We start from the raw sequence: 21638 nt of genomic DNA on the forward strand, positions 1-21638 counted from the left end.
TGTGACAGCACTCCGGCTCCAGGAGGAGCGACGATGCCTCGCTCCTGCCCAGGTAGCTGGGGTAGCTGGGCCAGTCAGGCAATCTCGCCTCGCCGATCAGGCTTGCACTGCCTAGCTTCGGATCATGGACTGGAAGCCGGACTTCCCCCGCTGGAAGCAGGTGTACGAGGTCATCGAGCAACGGATTGCCGATGGCGAGTACCCGGCGTCCTCGCGATTCAGGGCGAGTTCGGCATCGCGCAGCTGACGCCCCGGCGTGTCCTCACGGAGCTCCGGGCGGCAGGGCTGGCGCAAATGCAACCGGGCATCGGAACGTTCGTCGCCGAGCTGCCGAAGCCGTAGCGGTAGCGGTAGTCGCTCGGCGGGGCCGTTCTGACCACGGGTTTCGCGAAAGGCGGGCCCTCTCCCCATGTAGGCACGGGGCCGTCCCTGGACCGTGCGAGGGGGGGTCGACGTCGACCGACGATGACAGACGTCGACTGACCACCCGCAGGTCAGAGGGGGTGCCTGGAACAACGCCGCAGGTGACCAAGCCCGAAGGTGAGTTGAGGAACTCCAGAGCTTCGGCGCAGGATGACCGCCATGACCCCCATGAGCTCCAGCGCACGCCCCTTCCTCAACCGCCGGCTCGCCGAGTTCGGGACGACGATCTTCGCCGAGATGTCCGCCCTGGCCGCACGGACCGGGGCGATCAACCTGGGCCAGGGCTTCCCCGACACCGACGGTCCCGAGGAGATCCGGGAGGCCGCCGTACGGGCACTGCGCGACGGGCGCGGAAACCAGTACCCGCCGGGCCCCGGCGTCCCCGAGCTGCGTGCCGCCGTCGCCGCGCACCAGCACCACCGGTACGGCCTGTCCTACGACCCGGACACCGAGGTCCTCGTCACCGCCGGCGCCACGGAGGCCATCGCCGCCTCCCTGCTCGCCCTCCTGGAACCCGGCGACGAGGTCGTCGCGCTGGAGCCGTACTACGACTCGTACGCGGCCTGCATCGCGATGGCGGGCGGCACGCGCGTGCCCGTCACGCTGCGCCCGCACTCCGCGGACGGGCAGGCAGCCTTCCGGCTGGACCTCGACGAGCTGCGCGACGCGGTCACCGACCGCACCCGCCTGCTCCTGCTGAACACCCCGCACAACCCGACCGGCACGGTCCTGACCCGCGGTGAACTGGCCGCGATCGCCGAGCTGGCCGTGGAACGGGACCTGCTGGTGGTGACCGACGAGGTCTACGAGCACCTGGTCTTCGACACGGCCGAGCACATCCCCCTGGCGAGCTTCCCGGGGATGCGCGACCGCACGGTGACCATCGGGTCGGCCGGCAAGACGTTCTCGTTCACGGGCTGGAAGGTCGGCTGGATCACCGCCGTTCCCGCCCTGGTCACGGCGGTCCGCTCGGCCAAGCAGTACCTGACGTACGTGGCCTCCGGCCCCTTCCAGTACGCCGTCGCCGAGGCCCTCGCGCTGCCCGACTCGTTCTTCGCCGCCTACCGCGAGGACATGCGGGCCAAGCGGGACCTGCTGGCGACGGGCCTGGCGGAGGCGGGCTTCGGTGTCTACCGCCCCGCCGGGACGTACTTCGTCACCACCGACATCCGCCCCCTCGGCGAGAGCGACGGCTTCGCCTTCTGCCGCGCCCTGCCGGAACGCGCCGGCGTCGTCGCCGTCCCCAACGCGGTCTTCTACGACCACCGGGCGGCGGGCGCCCCCTTCGTCCGGTTCGCGTTCTGCAAGCGTACGCCGGTGCTGGAGGAGGCGGTGGGACGGCTGAAGACGCTGGCCGGATGAGCCACGGCGCAACGACGTGAGCCCGGCTCCCCGGAATGCCGGGGCGCCGGGCTCACCCGCGTACGGGGCGGACTATTCGCCGTCCTCGTCCGTCGGCTTCTCCGACTCGTTGACCTCCTGCTCGAGGCCGAGCTGCTCCACGAGCCACCGGTCGAACTCGATGGCGGCCCGGACCCAGCTGACCGTCGAGGTGACGAAGTGCTCCAGGCTGACACCCATGCCGATCAGCATCTGGGCCTCGCCGATCAGGCGGACCGTGCCGTCGTCGTGGGTGTGGGAGTACACCTTGGGCCACAGGGTGCGCCGGTTCCAGTCGTCGACCGACTCCAGCAGCTGCGGCTTCTCGTCGATCTGGTGGGGCCGGTCGTAGAACGTCCGCACCGAGAAGACCTGCTGGTCACCCTCACCGCGGAACATGAAGTACGTACGGAACTGCTCCCACGGCGCCGCGAGGTCGCCCTCGTCGTCGACGACATACTTCAGCTCCATCTGGTCGAGGAGCTGCTTCACAAGATCCTGATCCGGGACGACGGGGCCCGCCGGTTCTTGCGGCTGCGGCTCGGGCTGCTTGCCCCCGAAGTTCGGAATCGAGGACGGGTCGATGGTCACCGTGAATTTCCCTTCGTACGGATCTGGCCATCCTCCCCCATGCGGGGAGGGGCGTGGCAAGCCCGCCGGGGGCCTGTCAGCCTTGGGCTGACATGATCCGGCCGGACGGGTGGACGTGCGGCGGACAGAGGCCGGGCGCGAGACGGACGCGGAACGCGCCTGCGGGGCCCGGAGGCGGCGAGGGGGTGCCGCGGGGGCGGATCGGGTGGGGACAGTCCGCGGCGCTCGTGTCGCTGTCGGCGCTGGTCCTGCTTCCGCTCCCCGCCGTTCTCGTGGGCCTCGTCCTGTCCGGACCGGACGACCGGGACGGCGTCGGCCGGGCGTCCGGCCTCGTCCCCTGCTCCGAGGCGCCGGCGTTCGGCGGGGCCACCCTGCCGGACGGCGCCCGGCCGGTCGGCACGTGCACCCTCCGGGGTTTCCAGGACACTCATGGCAGCGCGTCCTTCCGCATGCCGCGCACGGGTGTCCGGAACCGGCTCGCGCACACCTCCCCGGACGCCCCCGGACCCGGGACCGCGTTCTGCGCGGACGACGACGCGGATCTGTGGCCGGATCCGGACTCCGCACGCGGGGTCTGCCGGAGGGCGTGGGCGCCCACGCCGTCCGCGTGAGCGTGGGGGACGGCGTGGGGGACGAGGACGCCGGAGCCGCCCTGGTGCGGTTCTCCGCGTTCGCCGTGTGAGGCGCGGCGGCCCGCCACCCGCCAGGGGTGACGGGCCGGGTCGGCCCGGTGCGACGGGCGGGCCGGCCGGGCCCGTCCGCCGCACCGGCCCTACAGCGTCTTTCCGCTCGCCGGTCCCACGATCAGGTCGTCGCCGACACGGTCCACGCGGACCGTGTCGCCGTCCTTGATCTCGCCGGAGAGGATCTCCCGGGCGAGCCGGTCGCCGATCGCGGTCTGCACGAGGCGGCGCAGCGGGCGGGCGCCGTACGCCGGGTCGTTGCCCTCCTCCGCCAGCCAGGCCAGGGCCTCGTCGGTGACCTCCAGGGTGAGACGGCGCTCGGCGAGGCGGCGGGCCAGGGCGTCGGTCTGGAGCCGCGCGATCCGGCTCAGCTCCTCCTTGTCCAGCGCCGAGAAGACCACGAGGTCGTCGAGGCGGTTGAGGAACTCCGGCTTGAAGGACGCCCGGACCACCTCCAGGACCTGCTGCTTCTTCTCCGCCTCACCGGTCGTCCGGTCGACCAGATACTGGCTGCCGAGGTTGGAGGTGAGGACCAGGATGGTGTTGCGGAAGTCGACGGTACGGCCCTGCCCGTCGGTGAGGCGCCCGTCGTCCAGGACCTGGAGCAGGATGTCGAAGACCTCGGGGTGCGCCTTCTCCACCTCGTCGAGCAGCACGACGGTGTACGGCCGGCGCCGCACGGCCTCGGTGAGCTGGCCGCCCTCCTCGTACCCGACGTATCCGGGCGGGGCGCCGACCAGCCGGGCGACGCTGTGCTTCTCGCTGTACTCCGACATGTCGATGCGGACCATGGCCCGCTCGTCGTCGAAGAGGAAGTCGGCGAGCGCCTTGGCCAGCTCGGTCTTGCCGACGCCGGTGGGGCCGAGGAAGAGGAAGGAGCCGGTGGGCCGGTCGGGGTCGGCGATCCCGGCGCGGCTGCGGCGTACGGCGTCGGAGACGGCCTCCACGGCCTCCCGCTGCCCGATGAGCCGCTTGCCCAGCTCGTCCTCCATCCGCAGCAGCTTCTGCGTCTCGCCCTCCAGCAGCCGTCCGGCGGGGATGCCGGTCCAGGAGGCGACGACGTCCGCGATGTCGTCGGCGCCGACCTCCTCCTTGACCATGGTGTCCTTCGCGACCTCTTCCTCGGCCTCGGAGGCGGCCTCCAGGTCGCGCTCCAGGGTCGGGATCTCGCCGTACAGGAGCTTGGAGGCGGTGTCGAAGTCGCCGTCGCGCTGGGCGCGTTCGGCCTGCCCGCGCAGTTCGTCGAGCTTCTCCTTCAGCTCGCCGACGCGGTTGAGGGACTGCTTCTCCTTCTCCCAGCGGGCGGTGAGTCCGCGCAGCTCCTCCTCCTTGTCGGCGAGGTCGCGGCGCAGTCGTTCCAGGCGCTCCAGGGAGGCGGCGTCGGTCTCCTTGCCGATGGCCAGCTCCTCCATCTTCAGCCGGTCGACGGCGCGCTGGAGTTCGTCGATCTCGACGGGGGAGGAGTCGATCTCCATGCGCAGCCGCGAGGCGGCCTCGTCGACGAGGTCGATGGCCTTGTCGGGCAGGAAGCGGGAGGTGATGTACCGGTCGGACAGCGTGGCGGCGGCCACCAGCGCGCTGTCGGCGATCTGCACCTTGTGGTGCGCCTCGTACCGCCCCTTGAGCCCGCGCAGGATCGCGATGGAGTCCTCGACGGTCGGCTCGGCGACCAGCACCTGCTGGAAGCGCCGCTCCAGCGCCGGGTCCTTCTCGATCCGCTCCCGGTACTCGTCGAGCGTGGTCGCACCGACCATGCGCAGCTCACCGCGCGCGAGCATGGGCTTGAGCATGTTCCCGGCGTCCATGGCGGAGTCGCCGCCGGCCCCGGCGCCCACGACGGTGTGCAGCTCGTCGATGAAGGTGATGATCTGCCCGTCGGAGTCCTTGATCTCGGCGAGGACGGTCTTCAGCCGCTCCTCGAACTCGCCCCGGTACTTGGCCCCGGCGACCATCGCGCCGAGGTCCAGCGCGACCAGCCGCTTGTTCTTGAGCGACTCGGGCACGTCCCCCTTGACGATCCGCTGGGCGAGCCCCTCGACGACGGCGGTCTTGCCGACGCCGGGCTCGCCGATGAGGACGGGGTTGTTCTTGGTGCGGCGGGACAGCACCTGCACGACGCGCCGGATCTCCTGGTCCCGTCCGATGACGGGATCGAGCTTGCCCTCCCGGGCGGCGGCGGTGAAGTCGGTGCCGAACTTCTCCAGGGCCTTGTACTGGCCCTCGGGGTCGGCGGTGGTCACCCTGCGCCCTCCCCTCGCCTTGCGGAAGGCCTCCTGCAACTTCTTCGCACTGGCACCCTGCCCCTCCAGTACCTCACCGGCCGCGCCGCCCTTCGCGGCGATGCCGAGGAGCAGGTGCTCGGTGGAGAGGTACTCGTCCCCGAGATCCTTGGCGCGGGCCTGGGCGTCGGCGACCACCGCGAGCATCTCACGGCTGGGCTGCGGCGGCGCGACCGTGGACCCGGTCACGCTGGGCAGCCCGGCGACGATGCGCTCGGCTCCGGCGCGCACGGCCGCGAGGTCGGCCTCCACGGCGACGAGCAGGTCGGTGATGTTCTCGTTGTCCTGCCCCTGGAGCAGAGCCAGGAGCAGGTGGGCGGGGGTGAGGTCGGCGTTCCCCTCGGTCACGGCCCGGTTGCTGGCCGCGTTGATCGCGTCCCGGCTCCGGTTGGTCAGCTCGGCGTCCACGTTCTGGCTCTCCTCCTCGCGTCGGCCGTCGGCGGTCCGGCCGTGTCTCCCAGTGCTGACTCAGACAACGTACACAAAGTTGAGTCTATTCCACTCAAGGAGAACGGGCGCGAGTCCCCCGGTGGCACCAGGGTCGTCCCGCACGACTGCCGGAGGCGCGACGCGAGGGCCTTTTCAGCCAGTCCCGGAACCCTGTGATACCGCGAAATGTCCACGCAAACGACAGCGGCGTCACCGTGTTCAGGTCACGGTGACGCCGCTGCCGGGGGGAAGCACCTGAGCGATCTGTTACGACGGGGGAATCGCGTCAGGCACTGCGGGGGGTGGCCGAGATGGTCCTCACTTCGGGGACCTCCGGCTGGGTGAGCCGGTGGTCCCTCTGGTCCAGGTTCACAAAGATCATTCCGTACCGGATGGCACACCGCACGGGCTGCGGCGCCCCTCGCGGCCGCCGGAGGCACCGGTACGCCCGTACGTCGCCGTCCTCGTCCAGCGTGACGACGACCGGCTCACCGAAGACGGTCACCATCAGGGAGTCACCGGGGTGGGGGACCGCGGTGACCAGGTCGATGAAGTGCCAGCCGGAGCGGTAGGCGGTGGCCATCTCGCGCCGGAAGGAGCGGTCGTCGGGTGGCGTCGTCATGTCACGACCACGCACTGTCGTCCGTGGTGGCTTCTCCGTCCCCGCCGGTGGGCGATGCGTTCACCATCGCCAGTGACCAGGCGCTGTCCGCTCGAGCGTCACCCTTCTCGACGGAGAGGCCACTCAGTGTTCCGAAGGCCACAACGGCGGAGAAGGCGGCGACAAGCACCGAGCGAAGCATTCTCTTAGACATAGTCGGCTTCGTCCTCACTTGAAGGTCCCCTCTTCCCCCGTCGGATAAGACGATGGCTCATTCAGGCACGTCATGGCCACACAATCGGTGCATCATGTTCCTGCACGTTCAGGACCCTGGGGGGTGGAGACTTGACAACAAATCAGGCCAAAACGATACATCCCCATGCCATTACTGAACTGTGTGAGGAGGGCGGACGCCTCTACTCGAACGCCCTGCGGACCGGACGTATTGCCCGCGGGGAGGCGGAGTCCGTCCCCTGCCTGATGGAGTTCGCGCTCCTCCACCCCGATCCCGACGACGCGAACTGGCTGCTCCCGGTGTCCCCCGCGGTCGCCCTCGCCCGACGGCTGAATCCCATCGAGTACGAGATCTCCGAACGCAGGCGCACCTCGATCGAGCTGGCCGCGGCCTTCGAGCCCTTCATGGCCATCAGCGCACAGGGCGCGGCACCGACGCACTCGATCACCGTGCTGGAGGGTCTCGACCGCATCAACGCCGCCCTCGACCTGGCCACCGACCAGTGCCTGAGCGAGATGCTCACGGTCCAGCCGAGCGCACGGCACCCCGAGCGCAGGCTCATCGAAGCCCTGGAACGCGACAGGACGCTGATAGAGCGGGGGGTGCGGATCCGGACCCTCTACCAGCACACGGCGCGGTACAGCCCCGAACGCCTGGCCTACGTGGACCAGTTCCCGAACGGGAAGGCCGAGTACCGCACCATCGACGAACTGGTCGAACGCCTCATCATCTGCGACGAGGCCGTGGCCTTCATCCCCGTCCGGGACGACCGGCAGGTCGCCCTGGAGATCCGGCACCCGGGCCTGGTCCGCTACCTGACCAAGGTGTTCGAGTTCATCTGGAGCCGAGCGGTCCCCCTCACCGCCGGCGCCCCCTACGAAACGGCTCCCGACGGCATCACCGACATCCAGCACTCGATCGCCAAGCTCCTCGTGGAAGGACACGTCGACGAGGCCATCGCCCGCCGCCTGGGCATGAACGTGCGCACGTGCCGAGCCCACATCGCGAAACTGGCGACGGTCCTCGGCAGCGGCAGCCGCGCCCAGCTCGGCTACCTCATAGCCCAGTCGGGGATCCTGGAACAGGGACAGCAAGGAGCCGTGAGGGAAGGCCATCCGTGACCGAGGAGACGTACGACCGGCAGACGGCGGCCGACCCCTCCGTCCCGCACCCCGCGCACGGCCCGGAGGACCTGTGCGCCGTGGGGACGGAGGTGTACGTCCGGGCCCTGCGGGAAGGACGGCTGCGCGCGTCAGCCGCACAGCCGGCCCCCTGCCTCACCGCTCACGGCCTGCTGCGGCCCGCGCTTGACGACCTGGAGTGGCTGGAGCCGGTGGCACCCGCCGTGGCCCTGCACCGGCTGCTGCGCGCTTCGGAGGACCGCGTCGCCGACGAACGCCGGCGTTCCGAGCAACTGGCCGCGAACTTCGAACCGCTGATGCGGGTGAGCGGGCGGTACGACACCCCGCCGGCCGACCCCCTGATCACCGTGCACAGCGACAAGGAACACATCAGCTCCGTTCTCGACGCGGCCATGAACGCCGCCACCGAGGTCCTGGCCATTCAGCCGCACAACAGCTACGCGCCGTCCAAGACCCGCTACAGGGACGCCGCGCTGCGGCGCGACCAGGACCTGCTGGACCGCGGCGGCCGCATCCGGGCCATCTACCAGCACACCCTGCGCCACGCGCCACCGATCCTCGCGCGCTACGAACAGCTTCGCGGTGACGTCCAGGCCCGCACCCTGGACGAGGTCACGGACCGCCTGATCCTCATCGACCGGGCCGTGGCCTTCATCCCCGCCAACGAGGACCGCAGCCTCGCGCTGGAGGTACGCCAGCCGGCCCTCGTCTCCTATCTCACCACTACGTTCGACCGCCTCTGGCGCCTGGCCACCCCCATGCACCCCCAAGCCGTCCACCAGCCCACCCTCAACGGCATCACCCCCCGCCAGCGAGCCATAGCCGCACTCCTCGTCGAAGGGCACACCGACACCGTCATAGCCGACCGCCTCGGCATGAACGTCCGCACCGCCCGCGTCCACATCGCCAAACTCGCCGCCACCCTCGGCAGTGAGAGCCGGGCGCAGCTCGGCTACCTCATCGGGCGGTCGGGGATTCTGGACCGGGAACCCTGACGGCGGCGGGAGGCGGCGTGCTCCGCGGGGAGCCGTCCAGGCCGACCTGGGCTATGCGCACCCCCAGCTGCGTCCGGCTGGCCGCGCCCAGGGTCTCCGAGAGACGGGCGATGTGGGAACGGGCCGTGCGGACGCTGATGCCCAGCCGTTCCGCGATCACCGCGTCCTGATGCCCCTCCGCCAGGAGCGCCGCGATGGAATGCTCGCGGTGGGAGATGCCCTCGAAGCCGGTGTCGGGGAGGGGGGCGGTCAGGGGGATCGCGAGGCGCCACAGGCGTTCGAAGACCGTGACCAGGTAGGCGATCAGGGCGGGGTGGCGCAGCTCCAGGGCCATCGTGCGGTCGGTGTTGGCGGGGATGAAGGCCACCGTGCGGTCGAAGAGGATGAGGCGGTCGACGACCTCGTCCAGGGTGCGGGCCTCCACCGTGTCGCCCATCAGGTCCAGGTAGTTGAGCAGGCCCTGCCCGTGCCGGGCCACGTGCGTGTACAGGTCCCGCATCCGCACCCCGCGCCCGCGCAGTGCCAGCGCGCGGTGCAGTCCCTCCGACAGTTCGTCCTCACGCCGGATGCCGCCGGGCTGGACGGTGAGCACCTCCGTCGTGCACGCCTGCGTCGCCTCGTCCATCGCCGCCTGGATGCGGGCCAGGCCGTCGAGGACCCGGATCGCCGCGCCCCCGGACGCGGCCGGCGTCTGGATCTGCCGTCCGAGGCCCGCGTACCGCTCGAAGGCCTCCACCGCGGAGCCCACCCGCCGCTGACTGGCGCTCACCTCGTCGTGGACCCCGCGCAGCAGCCGGGTCATGACCTCCTGCGGGGAGGTCGGCACCAGCCAGTCCATGTCGTCCGGGTCGGGGTGCAGCAGGGCCAGTTCCAGCAGGCAGGGCACCGGCTCGGCGTCCCGGCGCGGCACCCGGCCGCGCCGTACGGCCCGGGAGTACATGCGGTCCCCGGCCGCGCACAGCCGGTCGGCACCGTGTGGATGCTCATCCGCCCCGTGCCCGGCCATCGCCCATCCCACCCCCGGTTCCGGCTCCTTCCGCAGCGCAACTATGCGCGGCCGGGACCGGGTCCGCAACACGGCTCCGCAGGGAACGACGGCCGGAAAACGCTGGTTGCAGCCGCTGTGCCCGGCGCGGTGTGCCGGGACCGGAGCGGTGTGCCGGGGCCGGAGCGGTGTGCCGGGACCGGCGCGGGACTACTTCAGCCCGATCTCCGCGCAGTCCTCCGCGTACTTGGCGGTGCAGATGTCGGAGACCTTGTAGAAGCCGTCCGCGACGACGGTCTGCTCGATGTTCTCCCGCGTCAGGGCGACGACGGGGACGAGCTGCGCGGGGATGCCCTTGTGGGTGGGGCTGTCGACCTTGTCGCGGGCGAGCGCGTCGAACTGGATGTCCCGGCCCTGGACCCGCGCCACGGCCATCTCCGCGGCGCTCTCGGCCTCCTGCGGGTAGGACTTGTACACGCTCATGTACTGCTCGCCGGTGACGATCCGCTGCACCGCGGCGAGTTCCGCGTCCTGGCCGGTGATCGGCGGCAGGTCGGTGACGCCCGCGTCCTCCAGGGCCTTGATGATGCCGCCCGCCATGCTGTCGTTGGCGGAGTAGACGCCCGCGATGTTCTTCTTGCCGATCTTCTCGATCGCCTCGATCATGTTCGCCTCGGCGTTCTGCGCCTTCCAGTCCTTGGTGTCGAAGGACTGGGCGATCGTCACCTTGCCGTTCAGCTGGGCCAGCGCCCCCGCCTTGAACTGCTTGGCGTTCGGATCGGTGGGCGAGCCGTTCATCATGACGATCTTGGCGGAGCTGCGCGCGTCGCTGCCGAGCGCCTCGACGAGGGAGCGGCCCTGGACCTCGCCGACCAGCTCGTTGTCGAAGGAGATGTAGGCGTCGATCGGGCCCTCGGCCAGCCGGTCGTAGGCGATGACCGGGATGCCGGCGTCCTTGGCCTTCTGCACGCTGTCCCCGACGGCCTTCGCGTCGACCGCGTCCAGGACGATCACGTCGACCTTGTCGTCGATCATCTGCTGCATCTGGGCGGCCTGCTTGGCGGGGCTCGCCTCGGCGTTGGCGTACTTGACGTTGCCCTCGTCGCGCGTGAGGTCGGCGATCTTCGCCTTGAAGAAGGGGTAGTCGAACTGCTCGTAGCGCGTGTTCTCCTTCTCCGGAAGCAGCAGTCCCACAGTGATGTCGTTGCCCTTGGTCGGGCTCGCCGCGTCACTGCTCTCCGACGCGTCCAGCGCACCGCAGGCGGCCAGCGAGAAGGTCATCATGGACGCGGCCACGGATATGGCGATACGACGGGCACGGCTGTTCACTGCGCTTACCTTCCGACACACGGGTGTTGTGGTGACCCAGGTGAGGGAAGCCAACGCTGTCTTCACGAAATCGTCAAGAAGTACTAGACCAATGAGACATCACCGTTGCGAACAGGCCCGGAGGTTCGGTCGAACTCCCGGGCCCGTCACAGCCGTTCTGCCTGGTACGGCCGGTCAGTCCGAGGACTGACCGCGCCGCTTCGGCCGCCACACCACCAGGGCGCTGGTCTGCTGTACCTCTTGGTACGGGACCAGGTCGCGGCGGTACGAGGCGTGCACCGCGGCTTCGCGCTGGCGCATCGCCGACGCCGCGCCGTCGAGGGCGTCCTGCAGCTCCGCCATGCGGGCCTGGAGCGCGGCGACCTGGTTCTCCAGTTCGATGATGCGCTTGATTCCGGCCAGGTTGATGCCCTCGTCCTGCGACAGCTGCTGCACCGTGCGGAGCAGTTCGATGTCGCGGGCCGAGTAGCGCCGGCCGCGGCCGGCCGTGCGGTCCGGGGAGACCAGGCCGAGGCGGTCGTACTGGCGCAGGGTCTGCGGGTGCAGGCCGGAGAGCTGGGCCGCCACCGAGATGACGTAGACCGGGGTGTCCTCGGTCAGTTCATACGGATTGCGTCGACGACCGTCCATCCCGTCAAGCTCCCTTCGCGGCCTGGAACAGCTCCGCCCGCGGGTCCTCGTCCGCGGTCGCCTCGCGATACGCCTCCAGCGCATCACGAGCCTTCCCCGAAAGGTCCCTCGGAACACTCACCTCGACGGTGACCAGAAGGTCACCGCGGGTGCCGTCCTTGCGGACCGCGCCCTTGCCCCTGGCCCGCATGGTGCGGCCGCCCGGGGTGCCCGCCGGCAGCTTCAGCGTGACGGGCGGGCCGCCCAGCGTCGGGACCCGGACCTCGCCGCCGAGGGCGGCCTCTGCGTACGTCACCGGGACGGTGACGGTGAGGTTGTCGCCCCGGCGCCCGAAGACGGGGTGCTCCTTGACGTGCACGACCACGTACAGGTCGCCCGCCGGGCCGCCCCGCTCGCCCGGCGTGCCCTTGCCGCGCAGCCGGATGCGCTGCCCGTCCGACACCCCGGCCGGGATGCGGACCTGCATCGTCCGCGAGGACTTGGCGCGTCCGGAGCCCTTGCAGACGTCGCAGGGGTCCTCGGCGATCAGGCCGCGGCCCTTGCAGTCCGGGCACGGGTCGGTGAGCGAGAAGCCACCGCCCGAGCCCCGGGCGACCTGGCCGGTGCCGACGCAGGTCGGGCACACGCGCGGCGTGCCGTTCTTGTCGCCGGTGCCCGAACAGGCCTTGCAGGGCGCCTGCGAGGACATCCGCAGCGGGACCGTCGCGCCCTCGATGGCCTCCGTGAAGCTCAGCGTGACCTCGGACTCGATGTCCTGGCCGCGCCGCGGCTGGGTCCGGGTGCCGGTGCCACCGGCGCCGGTGCGGTTGAACAGGCCCCCGAAGACGTCACCGAGCCCGCCGCCGAAGCCGCCGGCGCCCTGGCCTCCGCCCTGGGCGCCGCCCCCGAAGAGGTCGCCCAGGTCGAAGTTGAACGTTCCGCCGCCGCCCGCGCCCGGCCCCGGGCGGAAACCGCCGTTGCCGAAGAGGGCGCGGGCCTCGTCGTACTCCTTGCGCTTCTTGGGGTCACCGAGGATGTCGTTGGCCTCGGAGATCTCCTTGAAGCGCTCCTCCGCCCTGACGTTTCCCTTGTTGGCGTCCGGGTGGTTCTCGCGGGCGAGTTTCCGGTACGCCTTCTTGATCTCGGCCTCGGTGGCGTCCTTGGGGACGCCGAGAACCTTGTAGTAGTCCTTCTCGATGAAGTCCTTGGTACTCATCCCCGACGTCCCTCCTCTCGCGCCTCTTTCGTCACTTCGAGCTCAGCCCTCGTCCGGGCCACCGCTCTCCTTGGTGCCGGCGTTCCCCGCGTTGTCCGCGGAGTCGGAGCCGTCGGCGGCCTCGGTGCTCTCCTCGGCCGTTTTGACCGTCTGCGCTCCGGGCTGCGGCTCGGCGACCGCCACCCGCGCGGGGCGGATGGTGCGCTCGCCGATCCGGTACCCGGGCTGCAGGATCGCCACGCACGTCGTCTCGGTGACGTCCGGTGCGTAGGAGTGCATCAGGGCCTCGTGGATCGTCGGGTCGAAGGGCTCGCCCTCCTTGCCGAACTGCTGGAGGCCCATCTTCGCGATGGTCGTCTCCAGCGACTCCGCGACGGACTTGAAGCCGCCGACGAGTTCGCCGTGCTCCCGGGCCCGACCGATGTCGTCGAGTACGGGAAGCAGCTCGGACAGGAGGTTCGCGACGGCGACCTCCTTGACCGCGACGCGGTCCCGCTCGACCCGGCGGCGGTAGTTCTGGTACTCGGCCTGGAGCCGCTGGAGGTCCGACGTGCGCTCGTTCAGCGCCGTGCGCAACTGGTCCAGCTGGGCCAGCAGGCCCGCGTTCTCGCTTGCGTCCCCGGCCGGGGCCGCCCCCTCTTCGGAGGCGGCCTTCGGCTCGGCGTCGTCGGGAGTGGCGCCGGAGGGGACGTCGGGCTTCTCCTCGAAACCCGGGGTCTCCTCCGTCACGCGGCACCGTCCTTGCGCTCGTCGTCCACGATCTCGGCGTCGACGACGTCGTCGTCCTTGTCACCGGAGGCGGCACCGGCACCCGCGCCCGGGGCCTCGCCACCGGCGGCCTGCGCGCCCTGGGCGTCGGCGTACATGGCCTGGCCCAGCTTCTGCGAGACGGCGGCGACCTTCTCGGTGGCGGTGCGGATCTCGGCGGTGTCCTCGCCCTTGAGCTTCTCCTTCAGCTCGGCGACGGCACCCTCGACCTCGGTCTTGACCTCGCCCGGGACCTTGTCCTCGTTGTCCTTGAGGAACTTCTCCGTCTGGTAGACGAGCTGCTCGCCCTGGTTGCGGGACTCGGCGGCCTCGCGGCGGGCGTGGTCCTCCTCCGCGTACTTCTCGGCCTCCTGGCGCATCCGGTCGACCTCGTCCTTCGGCAGCGAGGAGCCGCCGGTGACGGTCATCTTCTGCTCCTTGCCGGTGCCGAGGTCCTTCGCCGTGACGTGCATGATGCCGTTGGCGTCGATGTCGAAGGCGACCTCGATCTGCGGGACGCCGCGGGGCGCCGGCGGCAGACCGGTCAGCTCGAACATGCCGAGCTTCTTGTTGTACGCCGCGATCTCGCGCTCGCCCTGGTAGACCTGGATCTGCACGGAGGGCTGGTTGTCCTCGGCGGTGGTGAAGATCTCCGAACGCTTCGTCGGGATCGTCGTGTTCCGCTCGATCAGCTTGGTCATGATGCCGCCCTTGGTCTCGATGCCGAGGGACAGCGGGGTGACGTCGAGGAGCAGGACGTCCTTGACCTCGCCCTTGAGGACACCGGCCTGCAGGGCGGCGCCGATGGCGACGACCTCGTCCGGGTTGACGCCCTTGTTGGCGTCCTTGCCGCCGGTCAGCTCCTTGACGAGCTCGGCGACGGCGGGCATGCGGGTGGAGCCGCCGACGAGGACGACGTGGTCGATCTCGGACAGCTGGATGCCGGCGTCCTTGATGACGTTGTGGAACGGCGTCTTGCAGCGCTCCAGCAGGTCGGACGTCAGCTGCTGGAACTGGGCGCGGGTGAGCTTCTCGTCCAGGTGCAGCGGGCCCTCGGCGGACGCGGTGATGTAGGGCAGGTTGATCGAGGTCTCGGTGGACGAGGACAGCTCGATCTTGGCCTTCTCGGCGGCCTCGCGCAGGCGCTGGAGCGCCATCTTGTCCTTGCCGAGGTCCACGCCGTGGCCGGACTGGAACTGCTTGACCAGGTAGTCGACGACGCGCTGGTCCCAGTCGTCACCACCGAGGTTGTTGTCACCGTTGGTGGCCTTCACCTCGACGACACCGTCGCCGATCTCCAGCAGCGAGACGTCGAACGTACCGCCACCGAGGTCGAAGACCAGGATGACCTGCTCGTCCTTGTCCAGGCCGTACGCCAGCGCGGCGGCGGTCGGCTCGTTGACGATGCGCAGGACGTTGAGGCCCGCGATCTCACCGGCCTCCTTGGTGGCCTGGCGCTCGGCGTCGTTGAAGTACGCCGGGACGGTGATGACCGCGTCGGTCACCTTCTCGCCCAGGTAGGACTCGGCGTCCCGCTTCAGCTTCTGCAGCACGAAGGCGCTGATCTGCTGCGGGTTGAAGTCCTTGCCGTCCAGGTTGACCTTCCAGTCGGTGCCCATGTGGCGCTTGACCGAGCGGATGGTCCTGTCGACGTTCGTGACCGCCTGGCGCTTGGCCACCTCGCCGACCAGCACCTCGCCGTTCTTGGCGAAGGCGACGACGGACGGCGTGGTCCTGGCGCCCTCGGCGTTGGTGATGACGGTGGGCTCGCCGCCCTCCAGAACGCTGACGACGGAGTTAGTCGTGCCCAGGTCGATGCCGACCGCACGTGCCATGGTGAATAACCTCCAGCTGACTTGAGTGGAACAGGCTCAAGTGTGCACGACACCCCCCGCGCGGTCAACAGAGGTGAGTCGGGCTCACTCAACTCTTATCCGTTCCTTACGCGCAACGACGCGCTGACCTGGTCTTTCTCGGCCCGCCTGGCCTGCCGAACCGGAAAAATCGACGCCCGGGAGGGCGCACGAGCCGGGGCACCAGTCACCCCGGCGAGCCCCTGGGGCTCCACCCACCGCTCCGGCCGGAGCTGCGCCCGGGACTGCCCCGGCGCCTTCGCCCCCGCCCGGGGACGCTCCCGCACCTGCGCCCGGGGCTGCGCCTCGCCCTGCGGGAGGGAGGGCACCTGCCCCTGCGCCCCGGCCGGCGCCCGGACCGCCCCCTGGCCCTGCACCCGGGCCGACGCCTGGCCCTGCGCCTGTTCTCGCATCCGGACCTGCGTCTGCCCTCGCACCTGACCCCTCACCCGGACCTTCGCCCGGCCCCATACCCGGGCCCACCCCCGCGCCCGCGCCCACCTCCGCGCCCGGGGCCGGGCCTGTGCCCGTGTGCGCGCCTGCTCCTGCGCATACCCATGGAGCTCCGCGCGAGTCCCGTGCGGTGACGTGCGGGCGACCCGGGTGTCCGCCCCCGCGCGCCGCTTCGGCGGTTCGTACACCCGCACCCGCAGCAGCGCCGCCACCCCGGCGGCCGCTGAGCCCGCCAGCCACAGCGCCGCCGTCCCCTCCACCCAGCGGGTGTGCACGAGCACGCCCACGAGCACCCCGCAGAACGCGGCCGCGCCGAGGACCACCACCGCGCCCTGCGGAGTGAGCCCGAGCCGCCGCAGCCGGTGCGGGAGGTGGTCGGGCCCGCCGCGCAGCAGGGGTCGCCCGGCCAGCCGGCGCGAGAGGAGTACGAGGACGGCGTCGGCGGTCGCCACAGCGGTCAGCGCGAACAGCACCGCCACACCGGCCCCGGGCGCGTGCCCCGCCCGGGTGAACACGGCCGCCCCGGCGAGCAGGAAGCCCGCGAACAGCGACCCGCACGCCCCGAGCGCGATCCGCGCGGGATGCCGGTTGTGCAGCAGGAACCCTGCCAGAGCGGCGGCCAGCGCGCTCAGCATGACCGCCAGCCCGTCCATCAGCTCCGCAGCGGCACAGGCGCCGATACCGAAGGCGGTCACCACACCCACCGTGCCGGCCACCCCATCGGCGTGGTCGAGCCCCCGGAAGGCGGCGGTGACCAGCGCCATCCAGCCCACGGCAAGCGCCCCCGGCAGCGGACCGGTCTCGCCGTACGGCACCACGCACGCCGCCGCGACAGCCGTACCGGCGACCAGCCACCGGAGCCGCAACCGCCAGACGTCGGCGGCCAGGCCGAGCGCGCCGACGGCGGCCCCGGCCACGAGCAGCCGGCCGACCCCGGCACCGAGCGGCACGACGCCGGCGCGGTCCCCGGCCCACGCGACCAGCCCGGTGACGAGGACCACGGCCGCACCCCCGAGCAGGGGGACGGGCCGCTGCCGTCGCCGGTCGACGAGGGAGAGGCGCAGGGCCGGCCCCCTCAGCAGCGCGGTGAGCAGGGTGGCGAGGAGAAAGGAGGCAGTGGCTGCAGCGATCCCGTAGAGCACGGGCACAACCTATGCCGGAATCAGGCTGAATATCATGATTTGCGACGAATGGCGCGTCCGACTCAGCGAGACCACCGGACCCGGCGACCGGACCCCGGGGCCAGGGTTGCCGTCGGGGTCGGCCGGCCGGGGGACGCCACCCGTCGGCCCGGGGGCCCACCCGTCGGCCCGGGGGTGCCCGCCGACCCTGGGGGTGCCACCCACCGGCCCCTGGGGGGCGCCCCCGTCGGCCGCGGACGGCGTCGGCCCGGTCAGGGTTGCCTCAGCGACGCAGATCACCGCACGTCCGGCTACAGTGCGGCAGAGGATGGGGGTAGTCTCAGACGGACTGAATAAGTTACCGCTTAGTAATACGACCCTCGCAACCTCGCAGGCCCGAGGAGCCCCCAAATGCAACTCGCCGCGATCATCGTGTCGCTGGTCCTGATCGTGGTCGGCGTCGCACTGTTCGGCCGCGCCGTCCTGCAGATCTACAACTCGATGCGGCTGGGCCAGCCGGTGCCGGCCGGCACGCGGACCAATGACCCCGCGCAGCGCACCCTCACCGTGGTCAGGGAGTTCCTCGGCCACACCCGGATGAACCGCTGGGGCGTCGTCGGGGTGGCGCACTGGTTCGTGGCGGTGGGCTTCTTCTCCCTGCTGCTGACGATCGTCAACGCGATCGGCCAGCTGTTCCAGGCCGACTGGATCCTGCCGGTCATCGGCGACTGGGCGCCGTACAACGTCTTCGTCGAGTTCATCGGCACGATGACGGTGCTCGGCATCCTGGCCCTGATCGCGATCCGCCAGGTGAGCAAGCCGAACAAGCCGGGCCGCAAGTCCCGCTTCGCCGGTTCCAACTTCGGCCAGGCGTACTTCGTCGAGGCCGTCATCCTCATCGTCGGCGTCTGCATCTTCATGCTGCACGCCCTGGAGGGCGCCCTCCACCACGTGGACGGCTACGAGGCGTCGTTCTTCATCTCGTACCCGGTCGTCTCCGCGCTCCAGGACCTGGACGTCTCCACGCTCCAGAACCTCGTCTACCTCTTCGCCGGCCTGAAGATCGCGACCTCCTTCATCTGGATGATCACGGTCGCCCTGAAGACCGACATGGGCGTGGCCTGGCACCGCTTCCTCGCCTTCCCCAACATCTGGTTCAAGCGCGACGCGAAGGGCGGCACCGCGCTGGGCGAGCTGCTGCCGATGACGTCGGGCGGCAAGCCGATCGACTTCACCGACCCCGGCGACGACGACGTCTTCGGCGTCTCCCAGGTCGAGCACTTCTCCTGGAAGGGCCTGCTCGACTTCTCCACCTGCACCGAGTGCGGCCGCTGCCAGTCGCAGTGCCCCGCCTGGAACACGGGCAAGCCCCTCTCCCCCAAGCTCCTGATCATGTCCCTGCGCGACCACGCGCACGCCAAGGCCCCCTACCTGCTGGCCGGCGGCGGCAAGACCATGGAGGGCGAGGAGAAGGCGTCGGCCGAGGCGTTGAAGGACGTGCCCGCGGCAGCGCTGGCCGAGGCCGAGCGCCCGCTGGTCGGCACCCTCGAGGAGAACGGCGTCATCGACCCGGACGTCCTGTGGTCCTGCACCACCTGCGGCGCCTGCGTCGAGCAGTGCCCGGTGGACATCGAGCACGTCGACCACATCGTCGACATGCGCCGCTACCAGGTCATGATCGAGTCGGCGTTCCCGTCCGAGGCGGGCACGATGCTCAAGAACCTGGAGAAGAAGGGCAACCCCTGGGGCCTGGCGAAGAAGCAGCGCCTGGAGTGGCTCAAGGAGCTCGACTTCGAGGTCCCGGTCGTCGGCAAGGACATCGAGGACCTCACCGAGGTCGAGTACCTGTACTGGGTCGGCTGCGCCGGCGCCCTGGAGGACCGCGCCAAGAAGACCACCAAGGCCTTCGCCGAACTCCTCCACATCGCGGGCGTCAAGTTCGCGATCATGGGCGGCGACGAGAAGTGCACCGGTGACTCCGCCCGCCGCCTCGGCAACGAGCCCCTGTTCCAGGAGCTCGGCATGGAGAACGTCATGTCCCTCAACGCCGCCTTCGGCGAGGAGATGGACGACGACGGCAAGGTCCTGCCCGAGTCGGCGAAGCCCAAGTCGGCGAAGAAGATCGTCGCCACCTGCCCGCACTGCCTCAACACCCTGGGCAACGAGTACCCGCAGCTCGGCGGCGACTACGAGGTCATCCACCACACCCAGCTGCTCCAGCACCTGGTGGACGAGGGCAGGCTGCTCCCAGTGACCCCGGTCGAGGGCATCATCACGTACCACGACCCGTGCTACCTGGGCCGGCACAACAAGATCTACACGCCGCCGCGCGAGATCATCGCCGCCGTCCCGGGCGTCCGCAACGAGGAGATGCACCGCCACAAGGAGCGCGGCTTCTGCTGCGGCGCCGGCGGCGCGCGGATGTGGATGGAGGAGCGGATCGGCAAGCGCATCAACAACGAGCGCGTCGACGAGGCCCTGTCCGTCAACCCCGACATCGTCTCCACCGCCTGCCCCTTCTGCCTCGTCATGCTCACCGACTCCGTCAACGGCAAGAAGAACGACGGCAAGGCCAAGGAGTCCATCCAGGTCGTCGACGTCGCCCAGCTCCTGCTGGACTCCGTCAGGACCCCGGCCGACCCGGCGGACGAGCCGGAGGCCGAGAGCGAGCCGACGCCCGAGCCGGTGAAGTAACCGGCCCGCGCCCTTCCCCTCGCAGACACCCCCAGGCTCCGTCCGGACCTGGGGGTGTCGCCGTACACCGGACACGCGCGTCATGGCCCGTACGCGCCCGCCGCCGCCGACCTCCCGGGGGAACCCCGCGGGGGCAACCCGCCGAAAGCCCTCGGGGCCCTCGGGGGCCCTCGGGGTACACCCGTAGGGGATGTCACAGCTCGGCCGCAAAGGCCGCCCCGGAAGGCCGGGTCCGGCACGTCACTCTCCGGGACCAGGTACGTTCGAAGGCGTGGCTGGATTCAGGATCGGACGCGGCCGGGACAACGGCGCTCCTCACGCGCGACCGCAGAACCCTCCGTACGGACAGCAGGCGCCCCAGGGACCGTCGTACGGCGGTCCCGCGACGCCTCGGCAGCCGTACCCGCAGCAGCCGTACGGGGGTGGCGGCCCCGGCCCCGGCGGCCCGTGGCCCCAGCCCCACGGTGGGGGACACGGTGAGCCGGAGTACTTCGGCGACGGCGGCGGCTACCCCCAGGGCGGCCCGCACCACCCGCCGGGGGGCCAGGCCCCGTACGACCCGTACGCGGCCAACAATCCGGGTCACACCCAGGCGTTCACGGTCGGCGACGACCCCTACAACCAGGGCGGGACCTACCGCGCCGGTGCCGCCCCGGCGCCCGGCCCGGTCGGTCCCCGCCTGCACTGGAAGGCCCTGCTGAGGGGGGTCGTCCTCGCCCCCGACCAGACCTTCCTCCAGATGCGGGACTACGCGATGTGGGTCCCCGCGCTCGTCGTCACGTTCCTCTACGGCCTGCTGGCGGTCTTCGGCTTCGACGGCGCCCGCGAGGAGGCGATCAACGCCACCCTCTCGAACGCGATCCCGATCGTCCTGACCACGGCCGTGGCGATGGTGCTGAGCGCGTTCATCCTGGGCGTGGTCACCCACACCATGGCCCGCCAGCTCGGCGGCGACGGCGCGTGGCAGCCCACGGTCGGCCTCTCCATGCTGATCATGTCGATCACGGACGCGCCGCGCCTGGTCGTCGCGATGTTCGCCGGCGGCGACGCCTCCTTCGTCCAGATCCTCGGCTGGGCCACCTGGGTCGCGGCCGGCGCCCTGCTGACCCTGATGGTCAGCCGCTCCCACGACCTGCCCTGGCCGAAGGCGCTCGGCGCTGCCGCGATCCAGCTGATCGCACTGCTGTCGATCGTGAAGCTGGGCACCTTCTGACGAGCCGGCCGGCACGACGAGCCGGCCGGCACGCGGAGACCGCACACGTAGGGCCCCCGGCGAGACACGCCGGGGGCCCTACGCACGTCTTCCGGACTTCCGGAGACCAGGCACCTTCCGAAGAGCAGGCGCCCTCCGGGGGCCGTCAGGCGTCGAGCACCTGCCCGGCCCGCCGCACGACAGGTTCCTGAACCGACCAGGGGAAGTTGATCCACTCGTCGGTCCGCTTCCACACGTACTCGCACTGGACGAGCGAGTGGGACTTCTCATAGATCACGGCGCTGCGGACCTCGGCGACGGTGTCCAGGCAGAAGTCCCGCACCAGCTTGAGCGTCTTGCCGGTGTCGGCGACGTCGTCGGTGATGAGGACCTTCTTCCGGGAGAAGTCGATGACGTTGGGCACGGGCGCGAGCATGACGGGCATCTCGAGCGTGGTGCCGACCCCGGTGTAGAACTCCACGTTCACGAGGTGGATGTTCTTGCAGTCGAGGGCGTAGGCCAGTCCACCCGCCACGAAGACCCCGCCACGCGCGATGGAGAGCACTATGTCGGGCTCGTACCCGTCGTCGGCGACGGCCTGCGCGAGCTCGCGCACGGCGACGCCGAACTGCTCGTAGGTCAGATTCTCCCGAACGTCACTCATGCGCGTGTCCCGCCTGC

The 21638-nt window shown here is 70.7% G+C and carries 18 protein-coding genes; 7 read left to right on the forward strand and 11 right to left on the reverse strand.

What is annotated here, in order from left to right; all coding sequences use genetic code 11:
- Window positions 1–124 precede the first annotated feature (124 nt).
- Window positions 125–247: a hypothetical protein gene (locus ACP4IX_RS26350; protein WP_426556920.1), complete on the forward strand. Its 123-nt coding sequence runs from the start codon at window positions 125–127 to the stop codon at window positions 245–247.
- A gap of 335 nt (window positions 248–582) precedes the next feature.
- Window positions 583–1785 carry a pyridoxal phosphate-dependent aminotransferase gene (locus ACP4IX_RS26355; RefSeq protein ID WP_426520891.1) on the forward strand — a complete coding sequence of 401 codons (1203 nt, stop codon included), beginning with the start codon at window positions 583–585 and terminating at the stop codon, window positions 1783–1785.
- Window positions 1786–1857: 72 nt separating this feature from the next.
- Here the strand turns inward: ACP4IX_RS26355 and ACP4IX_RS26360 are convergent, their stop codons facing one another.
- Window positions 1858–2394, reverse strand: coding sequence for a YbjN domain-containing protein (locus ACP4IX_RS26360; RefSeq protein WP_426520893.1), 537 nt, complete (start codon window positions 2392–2394; stop codon window positions 1858–1860).
- Window positions 2395–2579: 185 nt separating this feature from the next.
- Between ACP4IX_RS26360 and ACP4IX_RS26365 the strand changes: the two genes are divergently transcribed.
- Entirely contained in the window at window positions 2580–3005 is a 426-nt protein-coding gene (locus tag ACP4IX_RS26365) for a hypothetical protein (RefSeq protein ID WP_426520895.1), read from the forward strand.
- 161 nt (window positions 3006–3166) lie between these two features.
- Here the strand turns inward: ACP4IX_RS26365 and clpB are convergent, their stop codons facing one another.
- Window positions 3167–5764 (reverse strand): ATP-dependent chaperone ClpB, encoded by a 2598-nt coding sequence (clpB, locus tag ACP4IX_RS26370; RefSeq protein WP_426520897.1) that lies wholly within the window; start codon window positions 5762–5764, stop codon window positions 3167–3169.
- Between the two features lie 307 nt (window positions 5765–6071).
- Window positions 6072–6407: a hypothetical protein gene (locus ACP4IX_RS26375; protein ID WP_426520899.1), complete on the reverse strand. Its 336-nt coding sequence runs from the start codon at window positions 6405–6407 to the stop codon at window positions 6072–6074.
- A 363-nt stretch (window positions 6408–6770) separates the two neighbouring features.
- Here ACP4IX_RS26375 and ACP4IX_RS26380 point away from each other — a divergent pair, with 363 nt between their 5' ends.
- Both ACP4IX_RS26380 and ACP4IX_RS26385 read left to right on the forward strand, forming a co-directional pair.
- Complete coding sequence (locus ACP4IX_RS26380) at window positions 6771–7742, forward strand: helix-turn-helix transcriptional regulator (protein ID WP_426521097.1); 972 nt, start codon at window positions 6771–6773, stop codon at window positions 7740–7742.
- Window positions 7739–8758 carry a helix-turn-helix transcriptional regulator gene (locus ACP4IX_RS26385; RefSeq protein WP_426520901.1) on the forward strand — a complete coding sequence of 340 codons (1020 nt, stop codon included), beginning with the start codon at window positions 7739–7741 and terminating at the stop codon, window positions 8756–8758. The genes ACP4IX_RS26380 and ACP4IX_RS26385 overlap by 4 nt, the downstream gene beginning before the upstream one ends.
- On the opposite strand, the gene ACP4IX_RS26390 is transcribed toward ACP4IX_RS26385, so the two are convergent.
- The 7 genes from ACP4IX_RS26390 to ACP4IX_RS26420 all read right to left on the reverse strand — a co-directional run bounded on the left by ACP4IX_RS26390 (window position 8721) and on the right by ACP4IX_RS26420 (window position 17092).
- Complete coding sequence (locus ACP4IX_RS26390; protein ID WP_426521099.1) at window positions 8721–9764, reverse strand: LuxR C-terminal-related transcriptional regulator; 1044 nt, start codon at window positions 9762–9764, stop codon at window positions 8721–8723. The genes ACP4IX_RS26385 and ACP4IX_RS26390 overlap by 38 nt on opposite strands.
- Window positions 9765–9953: 189 nt before the next feature.
- Window positions 9954–11072 carry a sugar ABC transporter substrate-binding protein gene (locus tag ACP4IX_RS26395; protein WP_426520903.1) on the reverse strand — a complete coding sequence of 373 codons (1119 nt, stop codon included), beginning with the start codon at window positions 11070–11072 and terminating at the stop codon, window positions 9954–9956.
- Between the two features lie 174 nt (window positions 11073–11246).
- On the reverse strand, window positions 11247–11702 hold the full coding sequence (locus ACP4IX_RS26400; RefSeq protein ID WP_426556922.1) for a heat shock protein transcriptional repressor HspR: 456 nt from the start codon (window positions 11700–11702) through the stop codon (window positions 11247–11249).
- A gap of 4 nt (window positions 11703–11706) precedes the next feature.
- Window positions 11707–12897 (reverse strand): molecular chaperone DnaJ, encoded by a 1191-nt coding sequence (gene dnaJ, locus ACP4IX_RS26405; RefSeq protein ID WP_426520907.1) that lies wholly within the window; start codon window positions 12895–12897, stop codon window positions 11707–11709.
- 42 nt (window positions 12898–12939) lie between these two features.
- Window positions 12940–13626 carry a nucleotide exchange factor GrpE gene (gene grpE, locus ACP4IX_RS26410; protein WP_426556924.1) on the reverse strand — a complete coding sequence of 229 codons (687 nt, stop codon included), beginning with the start codon at window positions 13624–13626 and terminating at the stop codon, window positions 12940–12942.
- The gene (dnaK, locus tag ACP4IX_RS26415; RefSeq protein ID WP_426520911.1) at window positions 13623–15479 is read right to left on the reverse strand and encodes a molecular chaperone DnaK; all 1857 of its coding nucleotides are present in this window, start codon (window positions 15477–15479) and stop codon (window positions 13623–13625) included. Before dnaK ends, grpE begins: the two co-directional genes overlap by 4 nt.
- A gap of 95 nt (window positions 15480–15574) precedes the next feature.
- On the reverse strand, window positions 15575–17092 hold the full coding sequence (locus ACP4IX_RS26420) for an MraY family glycosyltransferase (RefSeq protein WP_426556926.1): 1518 nt from the start codon (window positions 17090–17092) through the stop codon (window positions 15575–15577).
- 390 nt (window positions 17093–17482) lie between these two features.
- Between ACP4IX_RS26420 and ACP4IX_RS26425 the strand changes: the two genes are divergently transcribed.
- Both ACP4IX_RS26425 and ACP4IX_RS26430 read left to right on the forward strand, forming a co-directional pair.
- Window positions 17483–19765, forward strand: coding sequence for a (Fe-S)-binding protein (locus ACP4IX_RS26425; RefSeq protein ID WP_426556928.1), 2283 nt, complete (start codon window positions 17483–17485; stop codon window positions 19763–19765).
- 190 nt (window positions 19766–19955) lie between these two features.
- Complete coding sequence (locus ACP4IX_RS26430) at window positions 19956–20978, forward strand: YIP1 family protein (protein WP_426520917.1); 1023 nt, start codon at window positions 19956–19958, stop codon at window positions 20976–20978.
- 145 nt (window positions 20979–21123) lie between these two features.
- Here ACP4IX_RS26430 and ACP4IX_RS26435 read toward each other — a convergent pair whose 3' ends face one another.
- Window positions 21124–21621, reverse strand: a complete 498-nt coding sequence (locus ACP4IX_RS26435; protein ID WP_426520919.1) for a phosphoribosyltransferase — start codon at window positions 21619–21621, stop codon at window positions 21124–21126.
- Window positions 21622–21638: the final 17 nt, after the last annotated feature.

This window comes from Streptomyces sp. WG5 (assembly GCF_049974565.1).
Classification (GTDB): Bacteria; Actinomycetota; Actinomycetes; order Streptomycetales; family Streptomycetaceae; genus Streptomyces.